This is a genomic window from Rathayibacter sp. AY2B7 (assembly GCF_002931635.1).
Taxonomy (GTDB): Bacteria; Actinomycetota; Actinomycetes; order Actinomycetales; family Microbacteriaceae; genus Rathayibacter.
In genome coordinates, this window is the sequence record NZ_PSUC01000114.1 from 1 (window position 1) to 10,374 (window position 10,374).

Below are 10,374 nucleotides of genomic sequence, written 5' to 3' on the forward strand. Positions count from 1 at the left end.
CCTGAGCGGCCGCCGTCAGGATCAGAGGGAGCGGCGTCCCGCGATGACGCCGGAGACGACGGCGAGGACGCCGAAGACGATCGCGACGACCGGCTGGCCGAGGTGCAGCCACGCCAGCGCGGCGGCGCCCATCACGAGCAGCTCGATCAGCGAGCGGCCGTAGACGTCGATCGCGAGGACCGCGCGCGGCGAGAGGAAGAGCGCCCAGATCAGCGCGGCGACCACCGGAGCGCCGATGCCGAGGACGATGTTCCACGGGAGGTCCCACGACGCGAAGCCCCAGAGGGCGAAGGTCGCCAGCGCGACGAGCTCCAGGAGGAACCGGAGGATCGCGTTCGGGCCGATCCTGATGTCGGTGCCCGCGGTGTCCGCTCCTGCTCGATTCACGCCGACCATGCTAGCCGCCGGAGGTCAGCGGAAGATGATGGTGCGGGCCCCGTCGAGGAGCACCCGGTCCTCGGCGAACCACTTGACCGCCTGCGTGAGCGTGCGGCTCTCCTCGTCCTGCCCGATCGCCACGAGCTGAGCGACCGAGTGCGAGTGGTCCACGCGGACGACGTTCTGCTCGATGATCGGCCCCTCGTCGAGGTCGCTGGTGACGAAGTGCGCGGTCGCCCCGATCAGCTTGACGCCGCGGGCGTGCGCCTGCTTGTAGGGGTTGGCGCCCTTGAAGCCCGGCAGGAAGGAGTGGTGGATGTTGATGGCGCGACCGGCCAGTCGCGCGCAGAGCTCGGGGGAGAGGATCTGCATGTAGCGCGCCAGGACCACGAGCTCGACGTCGTGCTCCTCGACGACCTCCAGCACGCGCTCCTCGAACCCGCGCTTCGACTCCGGCGAGACCACGGGGCGCGACTCGAAGGGCACGCCGTAGAACTCGGCGAGGTCGCGCAGGCTGCCGTGGTTGGACAGGATCATCGGGATGTCCACCGCGAGCTGCCCGGCGCGCTGGCGGAAGAGCAGGTCGTTGACGCAGTGCGCGGCGGTGGAGGCGAGGACGAGGGTGCGCAGCGGCCGGCCGACGACGTCGAGGCGCCAGGTCATCCCGTAGTGCTCGGTGATCGGCAGCAGGGCGGCGGCGAACTCCTCGCGGCTGATCGGCGACTCCACCTGCAGGCGCATGAAGAAGCGGCCGGTGTCGGCGCTCGAGAACTGCTGGCTCTCGGTGATGTTGCCGCGGGCGTGGACGACGGCACCGGACACGGCGTGCACGATGCCCGGCTGGTCGGGGCAGGCGAAGGTCAGGGTCCAGTGGTTTCCCGCGGGCCGGGCGCCGGACCACGCGGCGTCGCTGCCCGTCGGACGGGTGCTCGCGGGGGCGGGCCGGGGAGTCGCGGACGCGGCGGGTTCGGGCTGCATCCGCCCAGGATAACGGTGGGGCACGGGGCGGTCCGCGCGCCTCAGCCCGCATCGACGGACACGGCGGCGACGGGTCCCGTCCGCCCGTCCGGGGAGGAGTAGCGGACGCCGATCGTGTGCCTCCCGGGACCGACCTCCAGGGTCGCGGCGAGGACGGGGGCTCCGGGAGCGAGGGATCGCACCTGCTCGCCGTCGACCAGGAGGTCGAGGCCGTCCGCGTCGGGGTCGGCGAGCACGAGCACGCCGACCGCGCCCCCGCTCGACGCGGCCCGGGCGAGGAGCACCGGAGCGCGCAGGTCGACCGTCTCGAAGGCGCTGACTCCTGCGGCGGTGCGCGCCAGCACCGTGGTCGTGCCCGCGGGGAGGGGGAGCGCCGGCGCGGTCCAGGAGCCGTCGGCGTCGGCGGTGGCGGAGCCCACGCGGCGTCCGTCGGAGGCGTCCTCGAGGAGCACTTCGGCGCCGGGCGCGGCGGTGCCCCGGGCATCGGGCAGCAGCCGGCCGTCGGTGTCGAGCGCGAGGGTCGGTGCGGCCGGAGCGGGGGGTGCGGCAGGAGTGGGGCTCGTGACCGGTGCGGGAGTCGAGACCGGAGCGGAGGTGATCGGCGCCTCTGTCGGGACCGGCGTCGGAGTGCTCGGTACGTGCGTCGCTGCCGGAGCCGGAGTGTCCGGTGGGGGAGTCACGATCGGAACAGGAACAGGAACAGGAACAGGAACAGGAACAGGAACAGGAACAGGAACCGGGACCGGAACCGGGACCGGAGTGCTGGGTGCGGGGGTCGGGACCGGAACGGAGGGCAGGGCCGGGCCGCTGCCGATCGGGCCCGGCGCGGAGCTCCCGGTCGTGGCCCCCGGCGGCCCGGAGGGGGCCGGAGCCTCGGTGACGGCAGGGGAGGGCGCCGGTGCGGGGCTGCCGGTCACGGCAGGGCGGGACGGGGCGGGCTCGGCGGCAGGAGTCGGGGAGGCGGTCGCCTCGATCCCTCTCGACGCCGGTGCGCCGACGGGATCGTGGGACGGCTCCCGCTGCGGCGGGCGTCCCGTCCTCCCGGGGGTCGCGCGCGTCGCTCCGGCATCGTCCGACGCAGCCCGTCCGGCCACGGCCGGCACCGTGCTCCTCGGAGCGGCGCCGGAACCGCTGGACCGCCCCGCCGGATCGCCGTCCGCTGCACTCGTCCGGTCCGCGGCCTCCGGGTCCGTCTCCGGCCGGTCGGCGCTCGCCGTCGCTCCTCCGCTCGACGTCGGCACAGCCGCCTCGGCCGTTGCGCGCTCGTCCACCCGCGCGGAGGCGTCCTCCGCTGCCACGAGCGCGCCGCCCCCGTTCCCGGACAGCAGCACCGCCGCCCCGACGACTCCCGCGACCGCGAGTGCCGCCGCAGCGGACGCGGCGACGACCACTCCTGTTCCGCTGCCCGCTCTCGACGATCGGACCGCCGATGCGCGGACCGCGCTCGACGCCCGGACCGCGCTCGGCAGCGGACCGGAGGCCGCGCCGGAGCCCCCGTCCGCCGCCCAGGCGGCCGCGCCGCTCACCCCGGCGGTCAGCGGCAGCAGCACCGACGCGAGGCGGCGCGCAGTGCTCTCGGCCTCCGCCAGCGCCTCCCGGCACGAGAGGCACCCGTCCAGGTGCCGGTCGATGCGGCGCCTGTCCCGGACGGGGACCCGTCCTCGCGCATACGTCCCCGCCCGCTCCAGCACCCACTCGCACTCGCCCGTCGCCGAGGCGTCCGCCACGTGCTCGCGGATCCACGCGGAGCGCAGCCCCTCCCGCGCCCGCACCCCGAGCGCTGCGACCGCGTTGGGCCGCAGGCCCATCAGCGGCGCGGCGGCGGCGGGGGACAGACCCTCCACCTCCTTGTACCAGAGCACCTCCTGCCAGCGCGGCGGCAGCGCCCGGAACGCGCGAGCGCCCAGTTCGCGCTCGAGGGCGGCGAGGGCGTGCGCCTCGGGATCGGGGCCGGCAGAGGGGAGGGCGCGGTCGGCCTCGTCGAACGGCCGCTCGTGCCGGTCCCGCCGGGCCCAGGACCCAGCGACGTTGCGGACGGCGGTGAAGAAGTAGGGGCGGAAGGCGCCCTCGGGTCCGCCGCCGCGCTCGATCGCCCGCAGGACGCGGAGGAACGCCTCCGAGACCAGGTCGTCGGGGTCGGAGCTGCTCGCCCACGCCCGGGCCACGGTGCGCCCGGCCGAGGAGTGGCGGCGCCAGAGCTCGGAGACGGCGTCGGTGCGGCCCTCCCGGACCAGCGCGACGAGCTCGTCGTCGCTGCGGTCGTCGACGCGCTCGGAGCGGCGTCGAGGACCCACGGCGACGCCCTCCCTCCCGGTCCCGCGCCGGGACCGCCCGAGGGATCGTCGCACGATCGCGCGTGCCCGCCCCCGACTGGCACGACTCCCGCGCCACCCGGCCCGCTTGCTAGAGTGAGCCCGCCGCAACTGGCGTTCGGATGGGTGACCATCAGGGAGCGGCACCTCCTCCGGGCAGCGCCCCGGACACTTTTCCCGCCGCACGCCTGGGCTGGAACGGATACCGTAGATCGGGTCGCCCGAACGAGCCGTGTCGCGCCGCAGCGACCTGCCGGGCCCCTTCCGTTTCCCAGCCAAGGAGCGTCCGTGTCCTCTTCCCCCGCCAGCCCCGGCGTCGCCGCCTCGTTCGACCAGCCCGTGTCGGTGGTCGACCCCGAGATCGCCGCCGTGCTCCAGCAGGAGCTCGACCGCCAGCGCGGCTACCTCGAGATGATCGCGAGCGAGAACTTCGTGCCGCGCGCGATCCTCGAGTCGCAGGGCTCCGTCCTGACCAACAAGTACGCCGAGGGCTACCCCGGCCGCCGCTACTACGGCGGCTGCGAGTACGTCGACATCGCCGAGCAGCTCGCGATCGACCGCGCCAAGGCCCTCTTCGGCGCCGAGTTCGCCAACGTCCAGCCGCACTCCGGAGCCTCCGCCAACGCCGCGGCACTCGCCGCGCTCGTGCAGCCCGGAGACACCATCCTCGGCCTCGAGCTCGCGCACGGCGGCCACCTGACCCACGGCATGAAGCTGAACTTCTCGGGCAAGCTCTACAACGCGACCGCGTACGGCGTCGACCCGCAGACCTTCCGCATCGACATGGACGCGGTCCGCGAGAAGGCCCTCGAGGTCCGCCCGCAGGTGCTCATCGCCGGCTGGTCCGCCTACCCCCGTCAGCTCGACTTCGAGGCGTTCCGCGCCATCGCCGACGAGGTCGGCGCGAAGCTCTGGGTCGACATGGCCCACTTCGCCGGCCTCGTGGCGGCGGGGCTGCACCCGTCGCCGGTGCCCTACGCCGACGTCGTGACCACCACCGTCCACAAGACGCTGGCCGGCCCGCGCTCGGGGCTCATCCTCGCGAAGCAGGAGTACGCCAAGAAGCTGAACTCGGCCGTCTTCCCCGGTCAGCAGGGCGGCCCGCTCATGCACGTGATCGCCGCGAAGGCGACCGCGTTCAAGCTCGCCGGCGAGCCCGAGTTCGCCGACCGCCAGGCACGCACCATCCGCGGCGCGCAGATCCTCGCCGAGCGCCTCACGGCGGCCGACTCGAAGGCCGAGGGCATCGACGTCCTGACCGGCGGCACGGACGTCCACCTCGTCCTCGCCGACCTGCGCGACTCGCCGCTGGACGGCAAGCAGGCCGAGGACCGCCTCCACGAGGTCGGCATCACGGTCAACCGCAACGCCGTGCCGTTCGACCCCCGCCCGCCGATGGTCACCTCGGGCCTGCGCATCGGCACGCCGGCGCTCGCGACCCGCGGCTTCGGCGACACGGAGTTCACCGAGGTCGCCGACGTCATCGCCGAGGCGCTCAAGCCCTCGGCCGACCTCGAGGCGCTGCGCGGCCGTGTCGCCCGCCTCACCGACGACTTTCCGCTCTACCCCGGGCTGTAGTCGATCCGCTGCACCACCCGCGCGGCGGAGGCCGGGGCACCGCCCCTCTCCGCCGCGCCACGACCGAGGAGCCCGAGATGACGGCACAGGTACTCGACGGCGTCGCGACGGCGACGGCGGTCAAGACGGAGATCGCGGAGCGGGTCGCCGCTCTGCGCGAGCGGGGCGTCGTGCCCGGGCTCGGCACGCTGCTGGTGGGGGACGATCCCGCCTCCCGCTCGTACGTCGCGGGCAAGCACCGCGACTGCGCGGAGGTCGGGATCGAGTCGATCCGCGTGGACCTCCCCGCGACCGCGTCGGCGGACGACATCCGCGCCGCCATCCGGCAGCTCAACGACTCGGAGGCTGTGACCGGGTACATCATCCAGCTCCCGCTGCCGAAGGGCATCGACGAGAACGCGATGCTCGAGCTCATGGATCCGGACAAGGACGCCGACGGCCTGCACCCCACCAACCTCGGCCGCCTGGTGCTCGGCGTCGAGGGTGAGCTGGACAGCCCGCTGCCCTGCACGCCGAACGGGATCGTCGAGATGCTGCAGCGCCACGGCATCCCGACCTCGGGCCGGCACGTCGTCGTCGTGGGCCGCGGGCTCACCGTCGGCCGTCCGCTCGGGCTCCTGCTCACGCGGAAGGGCCTCGACGCCACCGTGACCCTCACCCACTCCCGCACGGCCGATCTCGCCGCGGAGGTGCGCCGCGCCGACATCGTGGTGGCCGCCGTGGGCGTGCCCGGGCTCATCCGCGCCGACTGGGTGAAGCCCGGCGCCGCCGTGCTCGACGTGGGCATCACGCGGGTCGAGAACCCGGAGACGGGCCGCGCGAAGCTGACCGGCGACGTCGCGCCGGAGGTGGCGGAGGTCGCGGGCTGGCTCTCGCCCGTGCCCGGCGGCGTCGGCCCGATGACGCGCGCGATGCTCATCCACAACGTGGTGACGGCGGCCGAGCGCGCCCTGCGCTGACCGGTCCCGCGCCACGGGACCCGCGCCGGACCGCGCTCGGGGGCGACGCCCAGTCGCCTGCCGGTAGCGTGGGCCCGGCGCTCTCGCGTCCCCCACCCCGTCGGACACGTCCTCGGAGCGCGCCCCGCCCCACGAGGAGAACCCATGCTCACCGTCACCGCCTACGCCGCCCCCTCCGCGACCGAGCCGCTCGTCCCCACGACCATCGAGCGCCGCGACGTCGGACCGCACGACGTGCTCATCGAGATCGCCTACTCCGGCATCTGCCACTCCGACATCCACACCGTCCGCGGCGACTGGGGACCGGTGGCGTACCCGCTGACCGTCGGCCACGAGATCGTCGGCGTCGTCGCCGAGGTCGGCTCCGAGGTCACCAAGCACTCCGTCGGCGACCGCGTCGGCGTCGGCTGCATGGTGAACTCCTGCCGCGAGTGCGAGAACTGCCTCGCGGGCGAGGAGCAGTACTGCCTGAAGGGCAACACCGGCACCTACGCCTCCGTCGACAGCGACGGCACCATCACCCAGGGCGGCTACTCCACGCACGTCGTCGTCGTCGAGGACTTCGTGCTCCGCGTGCCGGAGTCGATCCCCTACGAGGCCGCCGCTCCGCTGCTGTGCGCGGGCATCACGACCTACTCGCCGCTCTCGCACTGGGAGGCGGGCCCCGGCAAGCGCGTGGCCGTCGTCGGCCTCGGCGGGCTCGGCCACATGGCCGTCAAGTTCGCGCACGCGATGGGCGCCGAGGTCACCGTGCTCTCGCAGACCCTCAGCAAGAAGGAGGACGGCCTCCGCCTGGGCGCCGACCACTACTACGCGACGCGCGACGAGGCGACCTTCACCGATCTCGCGAACACCTTCGACCTGATCGTCAACACGGTCAGCGCGCCCCTCGACCTCGACGCCTACCTGGGGCTCCTGCGCCGCAACGGCACGATGGTGAACGTGGGCGCTCCGGCCGAGGCGCTGCCGCTGCACGTCTTCACGCTCTTCGGCGCCCGTCGCTCCTTCGCGGGCTCGGGCATCGGCGGCATCCGCGAGACCCAGGAGATGCTCGACTTCTGTGCCGAGAAGGGCATCGCGAGCGAGGTCGAGGTCGTCTCGGCCTCGCAGATCAACGAGGCCTACGAGCGCGTCCTCGCCTCGGACGTCCGCTACCGCTTCGTGATCGACGCCTCCACGTTCGAGAAGTGAGCGCGGCCGGGGCGCTAGCCTCGGCGGCATGAGCGAACGGAGCCACCCGGCCGTCGACCGCGTCCTCGCCGACCTCGACCGGCACGGCGTGCACCCGACCGTGCGCTGGCTCGATTCGGCCGCGTCGACGGCGGCACTGGCGGCCGAGGCGCTGGGCGTCGACGTCGGCCAGATCGCCAACTCGCTCGTGTTCCTGATCGACGGTGCGCCGCTGCTGGTCCTGACCAGCGGCGGCCACCGCGTCGACACCGCCTGGCTGGGCGTGCAGCTGGGCGGATCGATCACCCGGGCGCCGGCCGCGGAGGTGAAGTCCGCGACGGGCCAGACGATCGGCGGGATCGCACCGGTGGGCCATCCCGCGCCGCTGCGCACCGTGGTCGACACGGCCCTCGCCGCCTACGACGTGGTCTGGGCGGCGGCCGGGCACGCGCACACCGTCTACCCGACGAGCTTCGCCGAGCTGGTCCGGGTCACCGGGGGAGAATCGCGCGCCGTCGTTCCGCCGGATCCGGCGCCGTAGCGCCGACTGGACGACGAACGCCCCCTGCGATCCGAGATCGCAGGGGGCGTCGACGAGAGCAGGGGTCAGAGCACGCGGCCCGCGCCGTCGGCGGCCGTGACCAGGAAGAGCTCCGGAGTCGTGAAGCCCTTCTCGGCGAAGGCGGCGAGGACCGCGGCGCGGACCTCCTCCTCCTTCTCCACCGGAGTGAGGGCGATCGCGGAGCCGCCGAAGCCGCCGCCGGTCATCCGGGCGCCGATCGCTCCGGCGCCGCGCGCCGCTTCGACGGCGGTGTCGAGCTCGGGCACCGAGATCTCGAAGTCGTCGCGGAGGGAGACGTGGCCGGCGTCGAGCAGATCGCCGATCGCCCGCGGGCCGTGCTCGCGCAGGGTGCGCACGGTCTCGAGCACGCGGGCGTCCTCCGTCACGACGTGCTTCACCCGCCGGTAGGTGACGTCGTCGAGGAGCTCCTCGGCGCGCGGCAGGTCGTCGACCGTCAGCTCGCGGAGCGACGGCACGCCGAGGGTCGCGGCGCCGAGCTCGCAGGAGGCGCGCCGCTCGGCGTAGCCGCCGGTGGCGTGCGCGTGCTCGACGCGGGTGTCGACGACGAGCAGGACGAGCCCGGCCTCCTCGAAGCCGAGGGGGATGACCTCGGTGTCGAGGCTGCGGCAGTCCAGGAACACCGCGGCGTCGCGCTTCCCGAAGAGGGAGGCGGACTCGTCCATGATCCCGGTGGGGGCGCCGACCGCGACGTTCTCGGCGCGGCGGCCGACGCGGGCCATCGTCGCGCGGTCGAAGCCGAGGTCCCAGAGGTCGTCGAGGGCGACGGCCATCGCGCACATCAGCGCCGCCGAGCTCGAGAGCCCCGCGCCGACCGGCACGTCGGAGTCGACGTACGCGTCGAAGCCCGAGCGGGAGCCCAGGTCGACGCCGTACTCCGTGAGCGCCCAGACCACGCCGAGCGGGTAGGCCGACCAGCCGGTCACGGCGCCGGGGCCGAGCTCGTCGAGAGCGACCTCGACCACGTCGGGGGAGAAGGCGCTGCTGATCCGGATCAGGCGGTCCTCCCTCGGAGCGACGGCCATCGCCGTGGCGCGGTCGATCGCGAAGGGGAAAACGAAGCCGTCGTTGTAGTCGGTGTGCTCGCCGATCAGGTTCACGCGGCCGGGGCCGGCCCAGACGCCCGCGGCGGGGCGGCCGAAGGTGCGCTCGAAGGCGGCGGCCGCGCTCTCGGCGACGGCGGTCAGGGAGGCGGGAGCGGCGGTCATCGGTTCTCCTCGGCGATGTCGGCGGCGGTGGTGGCGGGAGTGGCGGCGCCGCCGGGAAGCGAGTCGTCGCTGTGCGCGGCGACCGGCAGCGCCGCGTCGGGGCGCTGTGCGATCCCGGCCTCGAGCACGGCCGCTTCGGCCCGCTCGATCGCCGCGCGCAGGGCCGCGGCGCTCGTCTCGGGGGCGATGTCGCCGATCCAGGCGCCCATCGCGGCCTCGCTCCCCGCGAGGTACTTGAGCTTCGTCTCGGCGCGGCGGGGCGAGGTGATCTGGAGCATCAGGCGCACCTCGTCGCGGCGCTCGTGCACCGGGGCCTGGTGCCAGGCGGCGATGTAGGGCGTCGGGGTGTCGTAGAGGGCGTCGATGCCGCGGAGCAGGCGCTGGTACATCGCAGCCAGCTCGTCCCGCTCCTCCGGGGTGGTCGCCGCCAGGTCGGGGACGTGGCGGTGCGGCAGGAGGTGCACCTCGACGGGCCAGCGCGCGGCGAACGGCACGAACGCGGTGAAGTGCTCGCCGCGGAGGAGGACGCGCTCGCCGGCCTGCTCGAAGGCGAGGACGTCGGCGAACATCGACGGCCCGTAGCTGTCGAGCGAGGCGAGCAGACGGGTCGTGCGCGGTGTGACGTAGGGGTAGGAGTAGATCTGCCCGTGGGGGTGGTGCAGCGTGACTCCGATCGCCTCGCCGCGGTTCTCGAACGGGAAGACCTGCTGCACACCGGGAAGGGCCGAGAGGGCGCCCACGCGGTCGGCCCAGGCCTCGACCACTGTCCGGGCGCGGGAGGCGCTGAGCGTGGCGAACGAGCCCTCGTGCTCGGGGCTGAAGCAGACGACCTCGCAGCGGCCGACGCTGGTCAGCGTCCGGCCGAGCCCGAGGGTGCGCAGGTCCTCCAGGGAGGCGGGCGCGTCCGCGTCCTCGAGGAGCGGGCCGAAGGAGGGGGAGCGGTTCTCGAAGACGGCGACGTCGTAGCGGCTGGGCACCTCCGACGGGTTCGTCGGCGACGCCGGGGCGAGCGGATCGAGCTCGGCCGGCGGCAGGAACACGCGGTTCTGGCGCGACGCGGCGATGGAGACCCACTCGCCGGTCAGCACGTCCTGGCGCATCCGCGCGGTGGCGGGGCGGGGGTGAAGTCGGCCATTCCTCGATCCTACGGACTGACGCGCTCGCCGAGCGTCCGGCAGCGGGTGACCGCGAGCCCCGCCTCCTCCAGAGCG

9 protein-coding genes are annotated in these 10,374 nt (G+C 74.2%); 4 read left to right on the forward strand and 5 right to left on the reverse strand.

Annotated features, from left to right (window positions below):
• Positions 1–21: 21 nt before the first annotated feature.
• The 3 genes from C5C27_RS14895 to C5C27_RS17745 are packed head-to-tail and all read right to left on the reverse strand — an operon-like array spanning position 22 to position 3,650.
• On the reverse strand, positions 22–387 hold the full coding sequence (locus C5C27_RS14895; protein WP_258066792.1) for a YrdB family protein: 366 nt from the start codon (positions 385–387) through the stop codon (positions 22–24).
• A gap of 24 nt (positions 388–411) precedes the next feature.
• On the reverse strand, positions 412–1,356 hold the full coding sequence (gene purU, locus C5C27_RS14900; RefSeq protein WP_104314798.1) for a formyltetrahydrofolate deformylase: 945 nt from the start codon (positions 1,354–1,356) through the stop codon (positions 412–414).
• Positions 1,357–1,397: 41 nt separating this feature from the next.
• Positions 1,398–3,650: a sigma-70 family RNA polymerase sigma factor gene (locus tag C5C27_RS17745; protein ID WP_181133558.1), complete on the reverse strand. Its 2,253-nt coding sequence runs from the start codon at positions 3,648–3,650 to the stop codon at positions 1,398–1,400.
• A 306-nt stretch (positions 3,651–3,956) separates the two neighbouring features.
• Here C5C27_RS17745 and glyA point away from each other — a divergent pair, with 306 nt between their 5' ends.
• The 4 genes from glyA (at position 3,957) to C5C27_RS14925 (ending at position 7,916) form a co-directional block, all read left to right on the forward strand.
• Entirely contained in the window at positions 3,957–5,246 is a 1,290-nt protein-coding gene (gene glyA / locus C5C27_RS14910) for a serine hydroxymethyltransferase (RefSeq protein WP_104224723.1), read from the forward strand.
• Between the two features lie 77 nt (positions 5,247–5,323).
• Complete coding sequence (locus C5C27_RS14915) at positions 5,324–6,205, forward strand: bifunctional methylenetetrahydrofolate dehydrogenase/methenyltetrahydrofolate cyclohydrolase (protein ID WP_104227279.1); 882 nt, start codon at positions 5,324–5,326, stop codon at positions 6,203–6,205.
• 144 nt (positions 6,206–6,349) lie between these two features.
• Positions 6,350–7,396 carry an NAD(P)-dependent alcohol dehydrogenase gene (locus C5C27_RS14920; protein WP_104314799.1) on the forward strand — a complete coding sequence of 349 codons (1,047 nt, stop codon included), beginning with the start codon at positions 6,350–6,352 and terminating at the stop codon, positions 7,394–7,396.
• Between the two features lie 28 nt (positions 7,397–7,424).
• Positions 7,425–7,916 (forward strand): YbaK/EbsC family protein, encoded by a 492-nt coding sequence (locus tag C5C27_RS14925; RefSeq protein WP_104233904.1) that lies wholly within the window; start codon positions 7,425–7,427, stop codon positions 7,914–7,916.
• Between the two features lie 65 nt (positions 7,917–7,981).
• Here the strand turns inward: C5C27_RS14925 and galK are convergent, their stop codons facing one another.
• Positions 7,982–9,163 (reverse strand): galactokinase, encoded by a 1,182-nt coding sequence (gene galK, locus C5C27_RS14930; RefSeq protein WP_104314800.1) that lies wholly within the window; start codon positions 9,161–9,163, stop codon positions 7,982–7,984.
• Positions 9,160–10,341, reverse strand: coding sequence for a galactose-1-phosphate uridylyltransferase (gene galT, locus C5C27_RS14935; RefSeq protein ID WP_258066793.1), 1,182 nt, complete (start codon positions 10,339–10,341; stop codon positions 9,160–9,162). The genes galK and galT overlap by 4 nt, the downstream gene beginning before the upstream one ends.
• Between the last annotated feature and the right edge of the window lie 33 nt (positions 10,342–10,374).

What these genes read in the sequence shown, in the direction of transcription:
- C5C27_RS14920 (WP_104314799.1), top strand. Translation starts at nt 6,350, where the DNA reads ATGCTCACCGTCACCGCCTACGCCGCCCCCTCCGCGACCGAGCCGCTC.
- C5C27_RS14915 (WP_104227279.1), top strand. Translation starts at nt 5,324, where the DNA reads ATGACGGCACAGGTACTCGACGGCGTCGCGACGGCGACGGCGGTCAAG.
- galK (WP_104314800.1), bottom strand. Translation starts at nt 9,163, where the DNA reads ATGACCGCCGCTCCCGCCTCCCTGACCGCCGTCGCCGAGAGCGCGGCC.
- purU (WP_104314798.1), bottom strand. Translation starts at nt 1,356, where the DNA reads ATGCAGCCCGAACCCGCCGCGTCCGCGACTCCCCGGCCCGCCCCCGCG.
- C5C27_RS14925 (WP_104233904.1), top strand. Translation starts at nt 7,425, where the DNA reads ATGAGCGAACGGAGCCACCCGGCCGTCGACCGCGTCCTCGCCGACCTC.